We start from the raw sequence: 21,793 nt of genomic DNA, 5'->3' as shown, positions 1-21,793 counted from the left end.
GGAATAGGTCTTTTTATCATCATAGAGGAGATGAGTGTATGCCACGTATCATTCTTGATGAAGCAGCCATTAATCGCGCCATTACTCGAATTGCGCATGAGATTATTGAGCGCAATAAAGGTGTAGAGCAATGCGTACTCGTGGGAATTAAAACACGCGGTGTACATCTTGCTGCTCGTCTGGCTCGGAAGATCGAACAAATTGAAGGTGACGATATTCCGGTTGGCGAAGTAGATATCACCTTGTACCGTGATGATTTAAGTCATGAACATCAGGATGAAGAGCCTATCCTTCAAGGAACAGACATTCCAGTTGATATATCCGGATTAAAAGTCATTTTAGTTGATGATGTATTATTCACCGGACGTACAGTAAGAGCAGCATTAGATGCGTTAATTGACTTAGGACGACCAGAACAAATCCAACTTGCTGTGCTAGTGGATCGAGGCCATAGAGAGCTTCCGATTCGACCAGATTTTGTAGGAAAAAATGTACCAACTTCTAAAACGGAAATCATCTCTGCAAGAGTTACTGAAGCAGATGGATCCGATGAAGTGGTCATCGATCAACGATCAGAAACAAGTATACATTAAACCTCTTTAAAAACAGTCCAGAGAGGCTGGCAAGAGGGTTAAGGAATAGCGTGGCCAACCATTGGCCCCCGTCTATTTCTTACGCCCCCCTTGCCTGGCGCATGGGGGTTTTTTGTTAGAGAAATAGGAGTAGGAGAGATTTCATTGATTCAAGGAAAAGAAGTAGGCATTCGCGAAATACCGAGAGCCGATAAGTGGTTATTATTCAGTTTACAGCATTTATTCGCCATGTTTGGCGCAACCGTATTGGTTCCATTTCTAGTAGATCTAAGTCCAGCAACAGCATTACTAACAAGTGGACTTGGAACACTTGCGTACCTACTCGTTACAAAAGGTCAAATACCAGCGTATCTAGGTTCATCATTTGCCTTCATCATCCCGATCCAATCAGCAACACTGATCGGAGGTATGGAGGGAGCGATGGTTGGAGCCTTCCTTGCTGGACTTGTATACGGAGTGGTAGCACTCATCATTAAATCAATCGGTGTAAACTGGCTGATGAAGATCTTGCCTCCAATCGTCGTTGGACCGGTCATTATGGTTATCGGGCTAAGCTTAGCAGGAAGTGCGGTTAATCAAGCGATGTATAACGCAGCTTCTGAATATAGTATGAACTATTTAATGACAGCATTAGTTACACTAGGAATTACAATTGTTGCAACCATGTTCTTTAAAGGATTTTTCGGACTAGTACCAATCCTGTTCGGGCTTGTAGGTGGATACAGCTTCGCTTACTTCCTAGGCCTTGTTGATACAACAGGTATTAAAGAAGCAGCTTGGTTTTCTGTCCCTGAGATGATTGTGCCATTCGTTACCTATACGCCAAGCTTCTCATGGAGTATCGCCTTTATTATGGTTCCGGTAGCTGTAGTTACGCTCTCAGAGCATATTGGACAACAAATGGTCATTAGTAAGGTAGCAGGTCGTAACTTTATTAAAAAACCGGGTTTACACCGTTCGATCCTTGGAGATGGAGTAGCAACTGTGATTGCTGCTGGTCTTGGAGGACCACCTAACACAACCTACGGTGAAAACATTGGGGTTATGACCATTACACGAGTGTTCAGTGTCTTTGTTATCGGGGGCGCGGCAGTTCTCGCGATTATCTTCTCCTTTATCGGTAAGATTTCGGCGATTATCTCATCTATTCCGTCACCAGTGATGGGGGGAGTATCCATTCTCCTATTCGGAATTATTGCATCATCTGGTCTGCGTATGTTGATTGACAATCAAATTAATATCGGTGAAAAGCGTAATCTGATCATTTCTTCGGTCATCTTAGTTCTAGGAATTGGTGGTGCGTTCATTCAGGTCAATGAATCGGTTCAGATACCAGGAATGGCCGTTGCAGCAATCGTAGGAATTTTCCTTCATCTGGTCCTTCCAAACAAAGAGATGAGTTACGGACAATCAGACATGTTTGGTGAAATGAAAGAAGAGCCGTCACAAACTAAATAAACGACAAGCGTATCTTTAAGAAAAGTACAGAGAGACTTTCAAGGTATGGACAAACAAGCAGACGACCTGTCTGTTTGAACCTGCCTGGAAAGTGTCACTTTCCAGGCATTTTTGTTTTAATCGGATGATTAGAGGAGGAGTTAAGATGGTTATGAGCATTCATATCAACGAACAACGAAGAAATCTTGTTTCTGTCTCAGACTTAACAACAGCTGAGGTTCAAGCATTGCTAAACGAAGCACAGGCTTTTGCAGACGGAAAAATGTGGTGCCCTGAGTCACCTAAGTTTGTCGCTAATCTTTTTTTTGAGCCAAGTACACGAACTCGTTTTAGCTTTGAAGTGGCGCAAAAGAAATTGGGCCTTGAACTCCTACAATTTGACGGAGAGACGTCAAGTGTGAAGAAAGGTGAATCGTTGTACGACACGATTAAAACGCTTGAATCCATAGGAGCGGATGTAGTGGTCATCAGGCATCCAGAGGACGAGTATTATGCAAATCTTCTTCCAAAACTTTCGATTCCGATTATTAATGCAGGGGATGGATGTGGTCAGCATCCAACTCAATCCTTACTTGATCTTTTAACGATTCAACAGGAATTTGGAGATTTTGACAACTTAGACGTAGTGATTTGTGGAGACCTAAGGCATAGCAGGGTAGCACGTTCAAATGCAGAAATGCTTACGAAGCTCGGAGCGAATGTCTGGATCAGCGGTCCACGCTCATGGATGAATGGGTTTGAAGACCACTACGGGTATCTTTCCATGGATGAGGCTGTAAGAAAAGCCGACGTGATGATGATGCTCAGAATTCAGCATGAGAGACATGATGGAAATGAAAGCTTCTCAAAATCTCATTACCATGAACAATACGGGTTAACGATCGAACGAGAACAATTGATGAAAAAACATAGTATCATTCTTCATCCGGCTCCGGTCAATCGTGGAGTCGAGATCGCAGACGAGCTTGTCGAATGCACGAGATCACGTATTTTTAAACAAATGAAAAATGGTGTTTTTGTTCGAATGGCTGTATTAAAACGAGCACTTAAACAAATCTAAGGGGGCGTTATCATGGGAATCAAGCTAATCAACGGACGAGTATTAACGCAGGACGGAGAGCAAGTACAAAAGGATGTATTCATGATTAATGGACTGATCCAGTACGAAGCAGATCAAAGTGAAGTAACTGAAACCATAGATGTAGCAGGGAACCTTATTCTACCAGGCTTTGTTGATGCACATGTTCACCTTCGTGAGCCAGGCGGCGAGAACAAGGAAACGATTGAAACAGGAACAAAAGCAGCAGCAAGAGGTGGGTTTACAACGATTGCAGCGATGCCGAATACACGTCCAGTGCCGGACACCCGTGAACAAATGGAGTGGCTAGTAAACCGAGCAAAAGAAACAGGTTCAGTTCGAGTTCTTCCGTACGCATCAATTACAACAAGGCAACTGGGGCAGGAGCTCACTGATTTTAAAGGATTAAAAGAAGCAGGCGCCTTTGCTTTCACTGATGATGGTGTTGGCGTACAGTCTGCAGGTGTGATGCTTGAGGCTATGAAACGTGCAGCTGAGGTAGATATGGCCATTGTCGCTCACTGTGAGGACAATACACTCATTCAAAATGGTTCCGTTCATGAAGGAAACTTCTCTAAAGCTCAAGGAATCAACGGCATTCCATCTGTCTGCGAATCGGTACATATTGCAAGGGATGTCCTCCTTGCAGAAGCAGCAGGTGCCCATTACCATGTGTGCCACATTAGTACAAAAGAATCGGTTCGTGTAGTAAGAGATGCGAAACGAGCTGGTATCCGTGTGACAGCGGAAGTCACTCCACACCACTTACTTCTATGTGAAGATGACATTCCAGGGCTTGATACAAATTTTAAAATGAATCCACCACTCAGAGGGCGCGAAGATCACGCAGCATTAATCGAAGGGCTACTTGATGGCACGATTGACTTTATTGCAACGGATCATGCACCACATACAGAAGAAGAAAAAAATGTTCCGATTGAGCGAGCACCATTTGGAATTGTTGGACTCGAAACAGCCTTTCCACTTCTTTATACAGAATTTGTTCAAAAAGACCGCATGACATTAAAACAGCTTGTTGATTGGTTAACGATTATCCCAGCAAAAACATTCGGACTCGACGCCGGTACACTAGAAGCCGGGGCAAAGGCAGATGTAACGATTGTTAACTTACAGCAGACAGAACCGATTCAAAAGCAACACTTTGCATCAAAAGGGAAGAATACTCCATTTGAAGGCTGGAATTGTGCTGGATGGTCCGTACAAACATTTGTAGATGGAAAATTGGTTTGGGAAAAGGAGAAGGTAACAAAATGAAAAAACAACTAATCTTAGAAAATGGCGAAGTACTAATCGGTGTAGGGTTCGGAGCAGATCAACAGATGAGCGGAGAGGTTGTTTTTAATACAGGAATGACTGGGTATCAAGAAATTTTATCAGACCCTTCCTACTGCGGTCAGATTGTGACCTTAACATACCCTCTAATTGGAAACTACGGAATTAACCGAGACGACTTTGAATCAATCAGTCCGGCGATCCATGGACTAATTGTTCGAGAGGTAGAACTGGCTCCAAGTCACTGGCGAAACGAAGAATCACTCGATACCTTACTGCGTGCAAAAGGTATTCCAGGGCTTTCTGGCATTGACACGCGTAAGCTTACACGGATGATTCGCGAAGTGGGAACGTTAAAAGGCCGAATTTGTTCGATGGATGTAAATGTTGACGAAGTGGTACAAGAGCTAAAGGATAGCGCACCACTTCAAGATCAAGTATCAAGAGTATCAACTAAAGACCCGTATCATGTACCAGGTAAAGGAAAACGTGTAGTGTTAGTTGATTGCGGGATGAAGCACGGGATCCTGCTTGAGCTTATCGAACGAGGATGCGATGTAGTGGTTGTTCCTTATAACACGCCTGCTGAGGAAATCATTCGCCTAGGAGCAGACGGCGTGCTTGTCTCTAACGGCCCAGGAAATCCACAGGATGTTCCTGAAACCATTCAAACGGTGAGTGATCTTCTTGGAAAGGTTCCATTGTTCGGTATTTGTTTAGGCCATCAGCTTCTTGCTTTAGCAACAGGTGCAACAACGAGCAAATTACGCTTTGGGCATCGGGGTTCTAACCACCCAATCCGAGAAGTTTCTACAGGTGCCATTGATATCACAGCACAGAATCACGGATATACAGTGGATCATGATTCTCTTGAAGGTACAAATCTTATCATTACACATATCGCAGTGAATGACGAAACAGTAGAAGGCTTAGCTCATAAAGAGTACCCAGCATTTAGTGTGCAGTATCATCCAGAGGCAAACCCTGGACCGCATGATGCGAACCATTTATTTGATCAGTTTATGACATTAATGAATCAAACACAGACAGCAAATGTACTAGCGTAAACAGAAAAGGGGATGAGTAGCATGGGTAAACGTACAGATATAAACAAAATTTTGGTGATTGGGTCTGGTCCAATCGTAATCGGTCAAGCTGCGGAGTTTGATTACGCAGGTACACAGGCGTGCCAAGCATTAAAAGAAGAAGGCTATGAGGTCATCCTAATTAATTCAAATCCGGCCACGATTATGACCGATACAACAATGGCGGATCGCGTGTACATTGAACCAATTACATTAGAGTTTGTTAGTCGGATCATTCGTCAGGAACAACCGGACGGTATTTTAGCCACACTTGGAGGGCAAACCGGATTAAACATGGCAATGGAGCTTGAGCAATCAGGTATCCTTGAAGCGTATGGAATTGAGCTTCTTGGAACAAAGCTTGATGCCATCCAACAAGCAGAGGATAGAGAGCAGTTTCGCTCGTTAATGTATGAGTTAGGCGAACCTGTGCCTGAAAGTGAAATTGTGCATACGCTTGATGAGGCACTTCAATTTGTTCAAACGATTGGATACCCCGTTATTGTTCGCCCAGCCTACACACTTGGCGGAACAGGCGGAGGCATTGTGCATAATGAAGAAGAACTCATTGAAATTGTCCAAAGTGGGTTAAAATACAGTCCTGTGACGCAATGCTTAGTGGAAAAAAGCATTGCTGGTTTTAAAGAAGTAGAGTACGAGGTTATGCGTGATAGCAAAAACCAGGCAATCGTTGTGTGTAACATGGAAAACTTTGATCCAGTTGGTGTACACACAGGGGATTCGATTGTAACTGCACCAAGCCAAACGCTAACAGACCGCGATTATCAAATGTTACGTAACTCTTCCCTTTCAATTATTCGTGCCCTAGGGATTGAAGGAGGATGTAATGTTCAGTTTGCACTTGATGCGGATAGTAACCAGTACTACATCATTGAGGTGAATCCGCGTGTGAGTCGCTCGTCCGCACTCGCATCAAAAGCTACAGGGTATCCGATTGCTAAGATGGCAGCGAAAATTGCAGTAGGATACAGCCTAGATGAATTGAAAAATCCGATTACCGGTACAACTTATGCTAGCTTTGAGCCAGCACTTGATTATGTTGTAACAAAGATTCCAAGATGGCCATTTGATAAGTTTGAAGCAGCTAACCGTCGTCTAGGAACGCAAATGAAAGCAACGGGTGAAGTCATGGCAATTGGTCGCTCGTTTGAAGAATCCATTTTAAAAGCCGTTCGTTCACTAGAAGCTGGATATGATCACATCATTGATCCAGATATGCCGGCTTTATCAACAGAAGACCTTTGCAAAAAGATCTCAAGACCAGATGATCAGCGAATGTTTGCGATTGGCGAGCTATTGAGACGTGGAGTAGGGATTCAAGAGATTCATGACCTAACTAAAATTGATTTCTTCTTCCTGCAAAAGCTCGAGCGCATTGTTCAGCTTGAAGGTGAGCTCGTAGAAAATCGTAACAATGATGAATTACTCGAAAAAGCAAAACGCATAGGATTTGCTGACTCGTACTTAGCTAGACTATGGGGTATGGACGAAGCAGAACTCTATCAAACTCGTAAGGAAAAAGGCATTGTACCTGTGTACAAAATGGTCGATACATGTGCAGCAGAGTTTGAATCAAGCACTCCATATTTTTACGGAACCTATGAGCAAGAAAATGAGTCCATTCGTACAGATAAGAAAAGTATCTTAGTACTAGGATCTGGACCCATTCGAATCGGACAGGGAATTGAATTTGATTATGCAACAGTTCACTCAGTCTGGGCCATACGCGAAGCAGGTTATGAAGCGATTATCATGAACAACAACCCAGAAACAGTTTCAACAGACTTTAGTACCTCTGACAAGCTTTATTTTGAACCGCTGACAATTGAAGATGTTATGCACGTGATTGATTTAGAGCAGCCAGAAGGAGTCATTGTTCAGTTTGGTGGTCAAACGGCAATTAACTTAGCTGATGAACTTGAAAACCGTGGGGTGAAAATCATCGGAACCTCACTGGAAAACATGGATCGGGCGGAGAATCGCGATAAATTTGAGCAAGCGTTACTTGAACTAAACATTCCGCAGCCACTCGGACGCACAGCGACATCTGTCGAAGAAGCGGTTGTTATTGCAACTGAAATTGGCTATCCAGTACTCGTACGTCCTTCTTATGTACTTGGAGGCCGGGCAATGGAAATTGTCTATAAAGAAGCTGAGCTATTAAACTATATGGCAAATGCAGTAAAAGTAAATCCGAAGCATCCGGTCTTAATTGACAGGTACTTAACAGGAAAAGAGCTTGAGGTTGATGCCATCTCTGACGGAGAGAATGTCTTTATTCCAGGTATCATGGAGCACATTGAACGTGCAGGCGTACACTCTGGAGATTCCATCGCGGTGTATCCTACTCAGTCGGTTCCAGAAGAGTTAAAGCAGCGATTAATCGACCGTACAATCGCAATTGCACGAGGCTTAAAGATTGTTGGTCTACTCAATATCCAATTTGTGTGGCACAAGGATGATGTGTATGTGCTAGAAGTAAATCCACGCTCAAGCCGTACGGTACCATTCTTAAGTAAAATCACAGGAGTATCTATGGCGAACCTTGCAACCAAAGTGATGCTAGGTAAGAGATTACCGGAGTTAGGCTATGAAACAGGCTATCAACCAGAGCCAAAAGAAGTCTCTGTTAAAGTACCAGTATTCTCATTTGCTAAACTACGTCGCGTAGATATTACGCTTGGGCCTGAAATGAAATCGACTGGAGAAGTTATGGGACGAGATGTCACGCTGGAGAAAGCATTATATAAAGGATTAATTGCCTCAGGCATGAAAATCCCAACTCACGGTTCGGTCTTGTTCACAATCGCTGATAAGGACAAAGAAGAAGCAATGAGCCTAGTCCATCGCTTCCACCGAATTGGATACAGCCTACAAGCAACTGCTGGAACCGCAAAGCTCATTAAAGAAGCAGGTATTCCGGTTCAAGTCGTCAACAAAATTGGCGAAGAAAAACCTCATCTGCTTGATACCATTCGTCAAGGAGAAGCACAGTTTGTCATCAATACACTGACAAGAGGTAAGCAAACAGCACGAGATGGCTTCCGGATTCGTCGCGAATCAGTTGAAAATGGAGTGGTGTGCTTAACCTCTATTGATACGGCAGACGCACTACTACGCGTGCTAGAATCAATCACGTTTTCTTCAGAAAGTATGCCAGCGATGCAAACACAGGCTTAAGAAGGGGGATGTCACGATGCAAAAGAAACGAGGTACGCTAACAGTTGTCGCGCAACACGAAATTGCTCGCAATATTTTCGAACTAACATGCCGTGGAGAACTTGTGCAGCAAATGAGTGAGCCAGGACAATTTCTTCATGTAAAAGTGGATCCGTACGACGATCTGTTATTACGACGCCCCATTAGTATATGTGATGTAAACCTTGAAACAAGTGAAATGAAAATGATTTACCGAGCAGAAGGCGCTGGAACAAAGCGCCTTTCTGCAAAATCTGATGGTGTGGAAATTGACGCGCTTGGTCCGCTTGGACATGGCTTTCCACTAGACGCAGTACAACCTGGAGATCATGCGCTGCTCGTCGGAGGCGGAATTGGTGTACCACCACTCTACTATTTAGCAAAAGAGCTTGTTAAGAAGGGTGTGGAGGTAACAGCAGTGCTTGGCTTCCAATCGAAGCAAGATGTGTTTTACGAACAAGAGTTTCAGGAGTTAGGATCTGTTTATGTCGCAACGGTTGACGGTAGTTACGGAGTTAAAGGCTTTGTGACGGATGCAATTGATCAAGAGGTAGCTGCATTTGATGTACTTTATGCGTGTGGACCAACACCAATGCTTGCCTCCTTAACTGAGCGCTATCGTGAGCGCAAAGCGTTCCTATCATTTGAAGAAAGAATGGGATGTGGCATCGGTGCATGCTTTGCTTGCGTGTGTCACGTAGAATCAGATCCAGAGGGTGCTACGTATCGTAAAGTGTGTACAGATGGTCCAGTATTCCCTGTAGGGGAGGTTGTTGTATGAGTCGATTACACGTAGAGTTACCTGGCTTATCAATGAAGAACCCGATTATGCCTGCGTCAGGCTGTTTTGGATTTGGGAAGGAATATGCCGAATTCTATGATTTAAGTGAGCTTGGGGCAATAGCAATTAAAGCAACAACGGCAGAGCCTAGATTTGGGAACCCAACACCTCGCGTGGCGGAAACCAAGTCAGGAATGTTAAATGCAATTGGTTTGCAAAATCCAGGACTTAACGCAGTGATCCAACAAGAGCTGCCTCGTCTGGCGGCCTATGATGTCCCGATCCTTGCCAATGTTGCAGGCTCTGAAATGGAAGACTATATTGAAGTGGCCGATACGATTTCAAAGGTTAAAAATGTGCATGCACTTGAATTAAACATTTCCTGTCCAAATGTAAAAAAGGGTGGGATCGCTTTTGGAACCATTCCTGAAGTAGCGGCTGAGTTAACAAGAGAAGTGAAACGTGTATCGTCCGTCCCTGTATACGTAAAGTTATCTCCTAATATTGCAGATATTGTCACTATGGCAAAAGCGGTAGAAGCAGCAGGAGCGGATGGTTTATCAATGATTAATACCCTTCTCGGTTCAAGAATTGATATTCGGACTAGAAAACCGATCCTTGCAAATCAATATGGTGGATTATCAGGTCCAGCTATTAAACCAGTGGCGATTCGAATGGTTCATCAGGTAAGTCAAGCGGTTGATATTCCAATTATCGGAATGGGGGGCGTGCAAACGGTTGAAGACGTCATTGAATTTTTACTTGCTGGAGCAAGTGCAGTAGCAGTAGGGACTGCTAACTTTGTAGATCCGATGATTTGTCCAACACTTATTGAACAGCTACCAGATATGCTAGACGAACTCGGTGCAGACCAAGTACAAGATTTAATTGGAGGGAGCTGGAGGGAAGCATGCAACGTCCGTTAATTATTGCTTTAGACTTTGAACAAAAAGAGAAGCGCCAAGCCTTTTTAACTCACTTTAAAGGCGAAACACTAGATTTAAAAATAGGAATGGAAGGCTTTTACCGCGAAGGAGCGGGTGTGATTGAGGAACTAAAAAACCAAGGTCACCGTATTTTCCTCGATTTGAAGCTGCACGACATCCCCAACACGGTTAAGCAAGCGATGAAAGCATTAGCTAGCCTTGAAGTTGATCTTGTTAATGTTCATGCTGCCGGCGGTCAAAAGATGATGGCAGCAGCACGTGAAGGACTTGAAGCTGGAACACTCGCTGGGCGAGAACGAGCAAAGCTTATTGCAGTCACTCAACTAACAAGTACAAGTGAGCAGATGCTTTCAAGCGATCTATTAATTAATCAACCAATGAATGAGGTTGTCGCTCATTACGCACGGGTAACAAAGGAATCTGGATTAGATGGTGTGGTTTGCTCCGCACATGAAGTGGCTGATATCCATAAAGCATGCGGTTCATCATTTCTGACCGTTACGCCAGGAATACGATTAGCAGGTGATGAGGCAAGCGATCAGCACCGAATCGTTACACCAGCCGAGGCAAGAGAAAAAGGAAGCTGGGGCATTGTTGTCGGTCGAAGTATCACAAAGGCCATCGATCCGAATGCCGCTTATCATCAAGTGAAAACAGAATGGGAGATGAACGCATGTCAAACAAAGTAGCATTTGCAGAAAATTTATTATCAATCGAAGCAGTAAGTCTGAAGCCTGCTGACCCATTCACCTGGAGCTCAGGGATCAAATCACCCATCTACTGTGACAATCGATTAACCCTTTCTTATCCGAAGGTTCGTCGCGAAATTGCAAAGGGTTTAGCTCAGCTGATCAAAACGAACTATCCAGATGTTGATGTCATTGCAGGAACGGCGACGGCTGGAATTCCGCATGCCGCATGGGTAAGTGATGAGCTTGAGCTGCCGATGATCTATGTAAGAGGAAGTGCAAAGGGCCACGGGAAACAAAAGCGAATTGAAGGCAAGCTTGAAGCCGGTCAAAAAGTGGTTGTCATTGAAGACCTTATCTCAACCGGAGGAAGTTCTTTATCTGCTGTAGAGGCAGTACGAGAAGACGGAGCTGAAGTGCTTGGGGTTGCTGCGATCTTTACATATGAGCTTGAAAAAGCATCGGACCAATTAAAAGCAGCCGATGTTGAAGCGACTGTTCTAACAGACTACACAACCCTCATCCAAGTGGCAAAAGAGACTCATGTGATTACAGAGCAAGAACAAAGCATGCTCTCCAAATGGAGAGAGAATCCGCAGTCTGATGCGTGGATGAAGTAAAAGAATGTAAGAAAGAAGAGGCTGGTACGTAACGAAAAATCAACTAAAAAATGGCGAATGATTCAATTGCTGAATCATTCGCCACTTTTTTTGGTAGGCTAGCAGACGAGCGAGGGATTCTCCTGGAGCGGATAAATTGCTGCGTTTGTGTTCCATAAACGATTAACTGTGTTTGTCTCCGGTTCGTTTTCTCCTTTACCTCTTCCGCAAACTCATCACTTGATCTTCATCTGGTGTCACAAAAACGGTGGTTTGCTTGTCATAGGTTACATACCCGGGCTTTGCACCATTCGGCTTCTTGACAAAACGAATACGCGTATAGTCTACAGGAACAGAAGACGACATTCGTGCTTTACTGAAAAAGGCTGCGACTGTTGCTGCCTCTTTGATCGTTTCTTCGTCTGGCTCAAGCGAACGAATAACCACATGAGATCCTGGAATATCCTTTGTGTGCAGCCATATTTCATCTTGTCTTGCCAATCGGTTCGTTAAGTACTCGTTTTGAGTATTGTTTTTACCGACTAGAAATTCAATGCCTGTTGATGACTGATAATGCTCTAGCTGTGGCTTCACATCTTTTTTCTTTTTGTGTGGCTTTTTAGACTGCTTTTTCTTAATGTAGCCTTCTTCCATTAGTTCTTCGCGAATTTCCTCTAAATCCTTTGGAGACGCACTTTCCATTTGCTGCAATAGTCCATCAAGGTAATCCATTTCTTTTTCTGTTAAGCTCATCTGTTCTTGAACAGCCTGTATTGAATTCTTAGCCTTGTTATATCGTTTAAAATAGGCTTGGGCATTGTCAGATGGACTTTTTAACGGGTCAAGCTCAATCGTAATTGATTTACCTTCTTCGTCATAATAATCAATAACCTCTGCATTCGTATCGCCTTTTTTAATTTGATATAAATTGGCGGTTACAAGCTCACCGAATTTTTGATAGATCGCCGCCTGGTCAGCATCCGTTAGCGTTTTACGCAGTTTTTTTAGCTTACGTTTATTCTTTTGCCATTCATTGCGTAAGAACCGTTCAAGATCAAAGGCCTGCTGTCTCACACGATCTCGCTCAGCCTTCCCGTAAAAGTAGCGGTCGAGCATTTGGCTCATTGTAGGATACGATAATCGCTTTCCATCGATATGAGTTAAGGGTACTAGATAGAAGTATTCTTTCTTATCTGTTAGCACCATTTCTGGCTGATAGGCATGTTCTTTAATTGGTTGTATTACATGCATGAATGCCTTAGGTAAGCTTTGTTTGTTCACCATGCCTGCACGGGTAACAATCTCTTCAGCAAGCAACGGAGACAGTCCGGCAAACTGATCAACGAGCTGTGAAGATATTTTTCCAGCATTAAAGTCGATGTGCTTTAATACATCTTCCTCACTTGCATCAACTGGACTCACTTTATGTTGCTCAGGAGGTCGCTTGTAGGCCTGTCCAGGTCCAACGGTACGATAACTACTTTGATCAAGTCTAACGTGTTTAATGCTATCGATAATAACGTTGGTTTTCGGGTCAACTAAGATGATGTTACTATGGCGACCCATAATTTCAATAATTAAACGGCGTTCTTTTTCATCTCCAAGCTCATCTCTATTTACTACATCTAAATGAATGATCCGGTCCATTTGATCTTGTTGGATATTTTTAATAACTCCACCTTCTAAATGCTTGCGTAATAGCATGCAAAACATGGGTGGAACAGAAGGGTTGTCATATTTTTCTTCCGTTAAATGGGCTCTAGCAAAGCTTGCATTAGCTGAAAGTAACAAGGAATGGTTTTTTCCATTTGCTCGAATCGTGAAAATTAATTCTGTTTTAAATGGTTGATAAATTTTTGATATACGGCCACTGGCCAATTGATTTGCACATTCATGAATGACAGCTCTCGTCATAAGTCCATCAAACGACATCGAATCACCTCTTAAAAAAACTCACTTCAACGAGTATAGCATGTTTTTCACCCTGACTGAATAAGATGGCTTGTATAAGAGACTGCTTGGCCTAATCAACCAAGCTGTAGGTGAGGTGTCTAGATGAATTGGTATCGAGAACAAGAAGAAGATGTCATTAGTAAAACCGGCTCAAATGTAGAAGTTGGGATCACAACTAAAGAAGCGAAAAAGCGCTTAAATCAAGTGGGACCAAACAAGCTAGATGAGGGCAAAAAAACACCAGCGATTCTTGTATTTCTTGCGCAATTTAAAGACTTCATGGTGTTGGTGTTGCTTGCAGCTACATTAATTTCAGGATTGATTGGGGAAGTTATTGATGCTATTACGATCATGTGTATCGTTTTGCTTAACGGGATCCTTGGCTATGTTCAAGAACGAAAGGCTGAGAAGTCATTAGATGCATTAAAGGAACTTTCAGCTCCACAAATGACGGTAAAGCGCGACGGCGAGTGGGTAAAAATTCCGTCTGCAGAAGTTGTACCTGGTGATGTTGTCCGGATTGAAAGTGGAGACCGAATTGGTGCAGATATCCGCCTTCTTCATACGAATGAGCTCCGAGTGGACGAGGCGTCTCTCACTGGTGAATCTGTTCCTGTTCATAAAAAAAGTCAAAGTTTAAGTTCAGAAGAATTAGAGATTGGCGATCAAGAAAATATGTTGTTTATGGGAACGATGATTACCCAGGGCAATGGGCAAGGCATTGTTGTCGGAACTGGAATGAAAACCGAGATGGGTAAGATTGCGCATCTGCTTCAAACGACTGAAACACTTGTCACACCACTTCAACTTCGTTTAGAGCAGCTCGGTAAAATGCTAATTGCGGTGGCCCTTCTTTTAACGGCTTTAGTGGTTGTAATTGGTTTGCTTCAAGGACATGAGTTAAATACGATGTTCTTAAGTGGGGTTTCTCTTGCTGTAGCAGCTATTCCGGAAGGTCTTCCAGCGATCGTTACTGTTGCACTTGCTCTTGGTGTTCAACGTATGATCAAACGAAAAGGAATTGTACGTAAGTTACCTGCAGTTGAAACATTAGGCTGCGCATCGGTTATTTGCTCAGATAAAACGGGTACATTAACTCAAAACAAAATGACAGTAACGAAGCTTTGGAGCGGCGGACGATATTGGGATGTGACCGGAACAGGCTATGAGCCGAGTGGTGAGTTTTTAGAGAATGGAAAAAGTGTTCTCCCTGAGCAGAATCGTGAGCTCGCTCAATTACTTAGCTTCGGTTTACTCGCAAGTCATGCAGAGATCGTTGAACGAAAAGAAGAAAAACGCTTTAAAAAATCACAAACAGATTATGTTCTTGATGGGGATCCAACCGAAGGAGCACTTGTCGTAGCCGCTAAAAAAGCTGGTTACAGTAGAGAAGGGCTAACAAAACAGTACCAGGTTATTCATGAATTTCCGTTTGATTCAACGAGAAAAATGATGAGTGTAATTGTTCGAGATCGTTCAGGTAAACGAATCCTTATTACAAAAGGGGCGCCAGACGTCATTTCGTCTCGAACAAGCCTTATTTTAAAAAGAGACCGAAGCGAACGAATGAGTGCTAAGGGCAAGCAAGAGCTAGAGGAAGCTGTAGCAACGATGGCTGGAGAGGCACTCCGAACGATTGCTATCGCCTTCCGTGTGCTTGATCCACATGAAATGATCCAAACAGCTGACCAAACAGAAAAAGAGTTAACATTCATTGGGATACAGGCGATGATCGATCCTCCTCGCCCAGAAGTGAAGGACTCCATTGCTGAATGCCGTGAAGCAGGAATTCGAACAGTCATGATTACAGGAGATCACAAAATCACTGCATCAGCCATTGCCAGACAGCTTAATATCCTTCCAAACGGAGGACTTGTCGTGGATGGTCAGACTCTTTCTAAAATGTCTGATGAAGAATTAGTCGAGCAAATTGATCGGATCTTTGTGTTTGCGAGAGTATCACCTCAGCATAAACTACGAATCGTACAAGCGCTTCAGGCAAATGGTCATATTGTGGCCATGACTGGAGATGGAGTAAACGACGCGCCGGCGATTAAAGCGGCCAACATCGGTATTGCGATGGGTATTACCGGAACGGACGTGGCGAAGGAAGCATCATCACTTATCTTAAGTGATGATAACTTCGCAACCATTAAAGAGGCGATTAAAGAAGGACGAAATATTTACGAGAATATACGAAAGTTCATCCGCTACATGATGGCATCAAATGTTGGAGAAATTCTAGTCATGCTTTTCGCGATGATTCTCGGATTACCACTTCCGCTTGCTGCGATTCAAATTCTATGGGTGAATCTTGTGACAGATGGTCTTCCTGCAATGGCTCTTGGAATGGATCAGGCAGAAGGAGACGTGATGAAGCGCAAGCCGAGAAGCCCAAATGAAGGTGTATTTGCAAGAGGACTTACATGGAAGATTGTTAGTCGAGGCTTTATGATCGGTTTAGTCACGCTTGCTGCTTTCTGGTTTGTATACCAAGAGCACGATGCAGACCTTACGCGTGCCCAGACGGTAGCCTTCTTAACTCTTGTGATGGCACAATTAATCCATGTATTTGATTGTCGAAGTGAGTATTCGGTTTATCACCGAAATCCGTTTGAAAACAAGTATCTAGTTGTGGCAGTATTAATCTCAACTCTATTAATGCTCGCTGTCATCTACATCCCGTCCCTACAACCAGTGTTCCATACCGTGCCAATAACACTCAGAGAATGGTTACTAGTCCTCGGACTCGCCGCAATCCCAACTGTTGTCCTTGGAGGCTTCCAATTAATGAAACGTGCGAAGTAGATTGTAAATATCTTAGCAAAAGATTTAATCAAGAAGAACATAAGTCTGGTGACCTTAATATAGGGTCATCAGTTTTTTTGGTTAAATCCTAAATAGCGGAAATGGAAACGTAGACTCCTGTGGATACAGTGCGCGGTGAAGACACTGTAGTGGCGTTCTTCCACGGAAGGGGCTGAGGCCGTACCCACGGAAAGCGAAGTTTCCATTGTAGCGGCAGGTATGCTCAAAACTTTGCCATTAGTATTTTTTAGTTCAAATTTAAAGTAGACTTGTTGTTAAGCGCGGTTTCCGTTAGAATAGAAGGGATGCGATCTCGTTACATAAATGTTTACTTATCCATTGTACAACGTATAAGTAGAAAGTGTTCGTATAATATAAGGAATTATTTGGTTATAATAATGAGAAAAAGAGCTAACGGAGAGATTAGAAGGATCAAGTAGACAGGGGGATGCCACTTTGAGTATTCAATTAATAAATATAGGATTTGGCAACATTGTTTCAGCGAACCGGATTATCTCTATTGTGAGCCCGGAATCTGCACCAATAAAACGAATTATACAAGATGCGCGAGACCGTAATATGCTGATCGATGCAACCTATGGTCGTAGAACGAGAGCGGTTATTGTAGCGGACAGTGATCATGTGATCTTAAGTGCTGTTCAGCCAGAAACAGTCGCACAAAGGCTAACGGTTAAAGATGAAAATTCCGAGGATTCGTAAGCTAACAGTTTAAAATGGAGGTACGGTTCACATGAAAAAAGAGAAAGGCCTACTGATTGTGTTATCAGGCCCCGCGGGAGTAGGAAAAGGCACGGTTTGCGGAGCATTAAGACAAGAGGAAACAGACATTCAGTATTCTGTTTCAGCCACCACTCGTAATCCAAGAGCTGGTGAAGTAGATGGAGTGAACTATTTCTTCAAGAGCCATGAAGAGTTTAAATCAATGATTGCTGAGGATAAACTGCTTGAATGGGCAGAATATGTAGGCAATTTTTATGGAACTCCAGTTGATTATGTGCGCGAAACATTAGATAAAGGTCAGGATATTATTTTAGAGATTGAAGTTCAAGGAGCGATGAAAGTAAGAGAAAGCTTCCCTGAAGGTGTCTTCATTTTCTTAATGCCTCCGAGTCTAGCTGAGCTAAGAAACCGAATTGTAGGACGCGGAACAGAAACAGCTGAAGTCATTGATCAACGTATGACAGTTGCAAAAGAAGAGATTGATTTAATGAAGATGTACGATTACGTGGTTGAAAATGATGCAGTTGAGCATGCGGTTAGCCGAATTAAGTCAATCGTCACAGCGGAACACTGCAAACGCGTACGCTTGATTGAAAAATACAAAGAACTTGTGGAGGTTGAATAAATGTTATATCCATCAATTGATTCCCTTATGGAGAAATTAGATTCAAAGTATACGTTAGTAACGGTTTCATCAAGACGCGCACGTGAGATTAGCGAGGATGCACGCCGTGGTCCATTAGTAGATAAGCCAAAATCATATAAGTCAGTAGGCATGGCACTTGAAGAAATCGTTTCAGATAAGCTAACGTTTGAACGTCTACAACCTGAAGACACTGTTGAATAAAAGACCAAACAACCTATTTTTGCGGAAATAGGTTGTTTTCTTATATGATGGAGGAACTATAGAAGAAAGAGGCGGGGAACATGTTAGAGGGCAAAAAAATCGTACTTGGTGTGACAGGTGGCATTGCATCATATAAAGCCTGTGACCTAACAAGCAAGTTGGTACAAGCAGGTGCAGAGGTAAAAGTGATGATGACAAAGTCGGCGCAGGAATTTGTCCAACCACTTACGTTTCAAGCGTTATCAAGAAACCCTGTTTATACCGATACATTTACTGAACCAAATCCTGAGAAAATCGCGCATATCGATGTAGCAGACTGGGCTGATGCGTGTGTCATTGCACCAGCTACTGCAAATGTTTTGGCAAAGTTAGCACACGGGCTCGCAGATGATATGGTGACAACAACGATGCTTGCTACCACAGCTCCCGTTTTTATCGCGCCAGCCATGAATATTAATATGTATAATCATCCTGCTGTTCAAAACAACATGGAGAAGCTTCAAGAGTTTGGTTACCATTTTCTTGATTCTACGGCGGGTTATTTAGCGTGTGGATGGGTGGGAAAAGGCAGAATGGCTGAACCGCTGGATATTGTTCAAGCGCTAAAGACATTCTTTATTGAGAAAGATTCATTTTGGTCGGGTAAAAAGGTATTGATTACGGCTGGACCGACACAGGAACAGCTTGACCCAGTTAGGTATTTCACTAATTATTCTTCGGGGAAAATGGGCTATGCGATAGCGGAAACTGCTGTAGAAAAGGGAGCTGATGTGACATTAGTCTCTGGCCCAACTTCTCTTGAACCACCTATTGGAGTAAAACTGATTAAGGTTCATTCCGCTTGGGAGATGCTACAAGCAACGAAAGAAGCATTCAAGACAGCTGAAGTAACAATTAAATCGGCAGCTGTAGCAGATTATACACCCTCCATCACTTACGCTCAAAAACATAAGAAAAAGGACGATCAGTGGGTTGTTGAACTTGAACCAACAATTGATATCCTTAAAACACTTGGCTCAATGAAAACGGACAATCAGTTGTTAATAGGATTTGCAGCAGAATCTGAGAATATCGAGCATTACGCAAAAGCAAAATTAGTTAAAAAGAATCTTGATCTAATTGTTGCCAACGATATCTCTGCTGAAGGCGCTGGTTTTGATGGAGATACGAACATTATTTCTATCTATGATCGTTTGGATGGAGAACGATCCTATCCCCTTGCGAGTAAAAAACAAATGGCACTGCATATTTTAACAGCGATTAAAGATTTTGCGAAGGAGCCGCATAACGAATGATTGCACGAACGATTGTCGATGTACCTGCTGCGCAAACAGATCGGTTATTTGACTACCTGATCCCATCTCACCTAGAGGAGATCATTCAGCCTGGTATGCGAGTGGTTGTTCCCTTTGGTCCACGTCAAATTCAAGGATTTGTATTAGATGTGACCGAGACAAGTGATGTGAGTAGACTTAAAGCAATCGATGAGGTGCTTGATCCCGTTCCTGTTTTAACAGATGAATTACTTAAGCTAGGAAAGTGGCTTGCAGAGAAAACCATTTGTTTTCAAATCAGTGCGTTTCAAGCGATGCTACCAGCCGCATTAAAAACAGCCGTTATAAAAGAGATTCATTTAAAAACAGATGTATCATCGCTTCAGCCAATGCTACAGACGCTTTTTAGTGAGAAGTCATGTGTGCTTTGGAAAGAAGCAGTTGAAGCACTAGGCGGACAGCTTGGGGTTCTTCGTAAAGCAATGGAGTCTGGTCAGCTTGCTGTTCATTATGTTGTAAAAGAAAAAGGAAAGAAAAAAACGGAGAAATGGGTAAGACTTCATCCTAAGGGGGATGAAACACTAGTTAAACCAACTGCCCATAAGCAAAAAGAATTGATCCGCTACCTATCAGAACGAAACGAACCAATTAAGTCACAGGAGCTTCTTCAACTCACTCAGTCAACAAGAGCGGTCCTAAAATCTCTCATTGATAAAGGGTTGATTGAAGAGTGGGACAAGGAAACGTATCGGGATCCTTTTCAAGGGATAGATGTTCCAACCTCACCTCCATTACCTTTAACTGATGAACAACAGCAAGCATTTTCGTCTATTAAACAATCAATTGATGAGACAAAATGCGAAACCTTTTTATTACATGGTGTAACAGGCAGTGGCAAAACGGAAATCTACTTGCAAACGATTGATCTTGTGTTAAAGCAAGGGAAGGAAGCCATTATGCTTGTCCCAGAAATATCATTAACCCCGCAAATTGTCTCAAGATTTAAATCTCGTTTTGGTGATCAAGTGGCTGTTCTGCACTCGGGTTTATCCGTTGGGGAGAAATATGACGAATGGCGAAAGATTCATCGTAGCGAGGTAAAGGTAGTTGTCGGTGCACGTTCGGCGGTCTTTGCTCCCTTTAAACATCTTGGGTTAATCATCATGGATGAAGAACATGAGATGAGCTACAAGCAGGAGGATATGCCAAGGTATCACACAAAGGAAGTAGCCATTGAGAGAAGTCTGTATCATGGGTGTCCTGTTATTCTTGGTAGCGCAACTCCTTCTCTTGAGACGTTTGCTCGCGCACAAAAAGGTGTCTATACCTTACTCTCACTTAAACACCGAGTGAATAATCGACCTATGCCTTCTGTTGACATTGTTGATATGAGAGAAGAATTGCGCGCAGGGAACCGCTCAATGTTTTCAGTTGCCTTAATGGAAGCATTAAAGCTCAGATTAGAACGAGGGGAGCAGAGCGTATTATTTTTAAATAGACGAGGGTATTCCACGTTTGTAATGTGTCGAGACTGTGGGTATGTCCCGCAATGTGAGCATTGTGATATCTCATTAACCTACCATCGGAGCAATCACTCGTTAAAATGCCATTACTGTGGTCATGAAGAAGCCATGCCTATTAAGTGTCCTGAGTGTCAAAGTGAACATATTCGCTTTTTTGGTTCGGGTACTCAAAAGGTAGAAGAAGAACTGGCTCGCGTCCTACCAGAAGCTCGTGTCATTCGGATGGATGTGGATACAACCAGAACGAAGGGCTCTCACCAACAGCTGCTTGATGCATTTGGAAAAGGAGAAGCGGATATTCTTCTTGGCACTCAAATGATTGCGAAGGGACTTGATTTTCCGAACATCACGTTAGTAGGTGTACTGGCTGCAGACACAATGCTCCATATTCCTGACTTTCGTTCGGCAGAGAGAACCTTTCAATTAATGGAACAGGTAAGTGGGCGCGCAGGGAGGCATGAGCGTCCGGGAGAAGTATTACTTCAATCCTATACTCCCGATCATTACAGCATTCAACTTGTGAAAACTCATGATTTTGAAACGTTTTATCAAACCGAGATGATTCAGCGTAAGGTTGGGGAATACCCTCCGTACCGGTTTATGGCACTTGTTACGATCTCAGATCCTGACTTGCCGAATGTGATTGAGAAATCTCAAAAGATTACGGATTTTCTTAAGAGAACACTAAGTCAAGAGACGGTGATTCTAGGCCCGGTTGTGTCTCCAATCGCCCGTATAAAAGATAGATATCGCTATCAATGCATGATAAAATACAAAAATGAACCTAAGCTGATCGAAGCATTGCAACAAATTTTGCAACATTATATGCGCGATACAACACAAGGTAAATTACAAATTAGTTTAGATATGCATCCCTACTTTTTTATGTAGGGTGAAAGGCAGCG

General features: G+C 43.0%; 17 protein-coding genes. 16 read left to right on the top strand and 1 reads right to left on the bottom strand.

Annotation, left to right across the window (positions count from 1 at the left end; translation table 11 throughout):
* Positions 1–38 precede the first annotated feature (38 nt).
* The 10 genes from pyrR (at position 39) to pyrE (ending at position 11,763) form a co-directional block, all read left to right on the top strand.
* Positions 39–593, top strand: coding sequence for a bifunctional pyr operon transcriptional regulator/uracil phosphoribosyltransferase PyrR (gene pyrR, locus JNO66_RS06160; protein ID WP_203087307.1), 555 nt, complete (start codon positions 39–41; stop codon positions 591–593).
* 144 nt (positions 594–737) lie between these two features.
* Entirely contained in the window at positions 738–2,051 is a 1,314-nt protein-coding gene (locus tag JNO66_RS06155) for a solute carrier family 23 protein (protein ID WP_210340780.1), read from the top strand.
* Positions 2,052–2,202: 151 nt separating this feature from the next.
* Positions 2,203–3,111, top strand: coding sequence for an aspartate carbamoyltransferase catalytic subunit (locus JNO66_RS06150; protein WP_203087529.1), 909 nt, complete (start codon positions 2,203–2,205; stop codon positions 3,109–3,111).
* Between the two features lie 12 nt (positions 3,112–3,123).
* Complete coding sequence (locus tag JNO66_RS06145; protein ID WP_203087306.1) at positions 3,124–4,404, top strand: dihydroorotase; 1,281 nt, start codon at positions 3,124–3,126, stop codon at positions 4,402–4,404.
* Positions 4,401–5,489, top strand: coding sequence for a glutamine-hydrolyzing carbamoyl-phosphate synthase small subunit (gene carA / locus JNO66_RS06140; protein WP_307730689.1), 1,089 nt, complete (start codon positions 4,401–4,403; stop codon positions 5,487–5,489). Before JNO66_RS06145 ends, carA begins: the two co-directional genes overlap by 4 nt.
* A 21-nt stretch (positions 5,490–5,510) precedes the next feature.
* Positions 5,511–8,708, top strand: a complete 3,198-nt coding sequence (carB, locus tag JNO66_RS06135) for a carbamoyl-phosphate synthase large subunit (protein ID WP_203087304.1) — start codon at positions 5,511–5,513, stop codon at positions 8,706–8,708.
* Between the two features lie 16 nt (positions 8,709–8,724).
* Positions 8,725–9,507, top strand: coding sequence for a dihydroorotate dehydrogenase electron transfer subunit (locus JNO66_RS06130; protein ID WP_203087303.1), 783 nt, complete (start codon positions 8,725–8,727; stop codon positions 9,505–9,507).
* Positions 9,504–10,433, top strand: a complete 930-nt coding sequence (locus tag JNO66_RS06125; RefSeq protein ID WP_203087302.1) for a dihydroorotate dehydrogenase — start codon at positions 9,504–9,506, stop codon at positions 10,431–10,433. The genes JNO66_RS06130 and JNO66_RS06125 overlap by 4 nt, the downstream gene beginning before the upstream one ends.
* Positions 10,418–11,143 carry an orotidine-5'-phosphate decarboxylase gene (gene pyrF, locus JNO66_RS06120; RefSeq protein WP_203087301.1) on the top strand — a complete coding sequence of 242 codons (726 nt, stop codon included), beginning with the start codon at positions 10,418–10,420 and terminating at the stop codon, positions 11,141–11,143. The genes JNO66_RS06125 and pyrF overlap by 16 nt, the downstream gene beginning before the upstream one ends.
* The gene (gene pyrE / locus JNO66_RS06115; RefSeq protein WP_203087300.1) at positions 11,128–11,763 is read left to right on the top strand and encodes an orotate phosphoribosyltransferase; all 636 of its coding nucleotides are present in this window, start codon (positions 11,128–11,130) and stop codon (positions 11,761–11,763) included. Before pyrF ends, pyrE begins: the two co-directional genes overlap by 16 nt.
* Positions 11,764–11,958: 195 nt before the next feature.
* On the opposite strand, the gene JNO66_RS06110 is transcribed toward pyrE, so the two are convergent.
* Positions 11,959–13,674: an Rqc2 family fibronectin-binding protein gene (locus JNO66_RS06110; protein ID WP_203087299.1), complete on the bottom strand. Its 1,716-nt coding sequence runs from the start codon at positions 13,672–13,674 to the stop codon at positions 11,959–11,961.
* Between the two features lie 123 nt (positions 13,675–13,797).
* Here JNO66_RS06110 and JNO66_RS06105 point away from each other — a divergent pair, with 123 nt between their 5' ends.
* From JNO66_RS06105 to priA, 6 genes are all read left to right on the top strand, one after another.
* Complete coding sequence (locus JNO66_RS06105; protein ID WP_203087298.1) at positions 13,798–16,503, top strand: calcium-translocating P-type ATPase, SERCA-type; 2,706 nt, start codon at positions 13,798–13,800, stop codon at positions 16,501–16,503.
* Positions 16,504–16,959: 456 nt separating this feature from the next.
* The gene (remA, locus tag JNO66_RS06100; RefSeq protein ID WP_203087297.1) at positions 16,960–17,223 is read left to right on the top strand and encodes an extracellular matrix/biofilm regulator RemA; all 264 of its coding nucleotides are present in this window, start codon (positions 16,960–16,962) and stop codon (positions 17,221–17,223) included.
* Positions 17,224–17,254: 31 nt separating this feature from the next.
* Positions 17,255–17,869: a guanylate kinase gene (gene gmk, locus JNO66_RS06095; protein ID WP_203087296.1), complete on the top strand. Its 615-nt coding sequence runs from the start codon at positions 17,255–17,257 to the stop codon at positions 17,867–17,869.
* On the top strand, positions 17,870–18,091 hold the full coding sequence (rpoZ, locus tag JNO66_RS06090; protein ID WP_203087295.1) for a DNA-directed RNA polymerase subunit omega: 222 nt from the start codon (positions 17,870–17,872) through the stop codon (positions 18,089–18,091).
* 80 nt (positions 18,092–18,171) lie between these two features.
* The gene (gene coaBC / locus JNO66_RS06085) at positions 18,172–19,386 is read left to right on the top strand and encodes a bifunctional phosphopantothenoylcysteine decarboxylase/phosphopantothenate--cysteine ligase CoaBC (protein WP_203087294.1); all 1,215 of its coding nucleotides are present in this window, start codon (positions 18,172–18,174) and stop codon (positions 19,384–19,386) included.
* Positions 19,383–21,779: a primosomal protein N' gene (gene priA, locus JNO66_RS06080; protein WP_203087293.1), complete on the top strand. Its 2,397-nt coding sequence runs from the start codon at positions 19,383–19,385 to the stop codon at positions 21,777–21,779. The genes coaBC and priA overlap by 4 nt, the downstream gene beginning before the upstream one ends.
* The last annotated feature ends 14 nt before the right edge of the window (positions 21,780–21,793 follow it).

It is taken from the genome of Alkalicoccobacillus gibsonii (assembly GCF_016798245.1).
Lineage (GTDB): Bacteria > Bacillota > Bacilli > Bacillales > Bacillaceae_D > Alkalicoccobacillus > Alkalicoccobacillus gibsonii.
The sequence above is the reverse complement of the archived record's forward strand: the minus strand, read 5'-3'. Positions and strand labels throughout refer to the sequence as shown.

Coding starts and splice junctions, on each gene's coding strand:
- pyrR (WP_203087307.1), top strand. CDS start 39: ATGCCACGTATCATTCTTGATGAAGCAGCCATTAATCGCGCCATTACT.
- JNO66_RS06150 (WP_203087529.1), top strand. CDS start 2,203: ATGAGCATTCATATCAACGAACAACGAAGAAATCTTGTTTCTGTCTCA.
- JNO66_RS06145 (WP_203087306.1), top strand. CDS start 3,124: ATGGGAATCAAGCTAATCAACGGACGAGTATTAACGCAGGACGGAGAG.
- carA (WP_307730689.1), top strand. CDS start 4,401: ATGAAAAAACAACTAATCTTAGAAAATGGCGAAGTACTAATCGGTGTA.
- carB (WP_203087304.1), top strand. CDS start 5,511: ATGGGTAAACGTACAGATATAAACAAAATTTTGGTGATTGGGTCTGGT.
- JNO66_RS06130 (WP_203087303.1), top strand. CDS start 8,725: ATGCAAAAGAAACGAGGTACGCTAACAGTTGTCGCGCAACACGAAATT.
- JNO66_RS06125 (WP_203087302.1), top strand. CDS start 9,504: ATGAGTCGATTACACGTAGAGTTACCTGGCTTATCAATGAAGAACCCG.
- pyrF (WP_203087301.1), top strand. CDS start 10,418: ATGCAACGTCCGTTAATTATTGCTTTAGACTTTGAACAAAAAGAGAAG.
- pyrE (WP_203087300.1), top strand. CDS start 11,128: ATGTCAAACAAAGTAGCATTTGCAGAAAATTTATTATCAATCGAAGCA.
- JNO66_RS06110 (WP_203087299.1), bottom strand. CDS start 13,674: ATGTCGTTTGATGGACTTATGACGAGAGCTGTCATTCATGAATGTGCA.
- JNO66_RS06105 (WP_203087298.1), top strand. CDS start 13,798: ATGAATTGGTATCGAGAACAAGAAGAAGATGTCATTAGTAAAACCGGC.
- gmk (WP_203087296.1), top strand. CDS start 17,255: ATGAAAAAAGAGAAAGGCCTACTGATTGTGTTATCAGGCCCCGCGGGA.
- rpoZ (WP_203087295.1), top strand. CDS start 17,870: ATGTTATATCCATCAATTGATTCCCTTATGGAGAAATTAGATTCAAAG.
- coaBC (WP_203087294.1), top strand. CDS start 18,172: ATGTTAGAGGGCAAAAAAATCGTACTTGGTGTGACAGGTGGCATTGCA.
- priA (WP_203087293.1), top strand. CDS start 19,383: ATGATTGCACGAACGATTGTCGATGTACCTGCTGCGCAAACAGATCGG.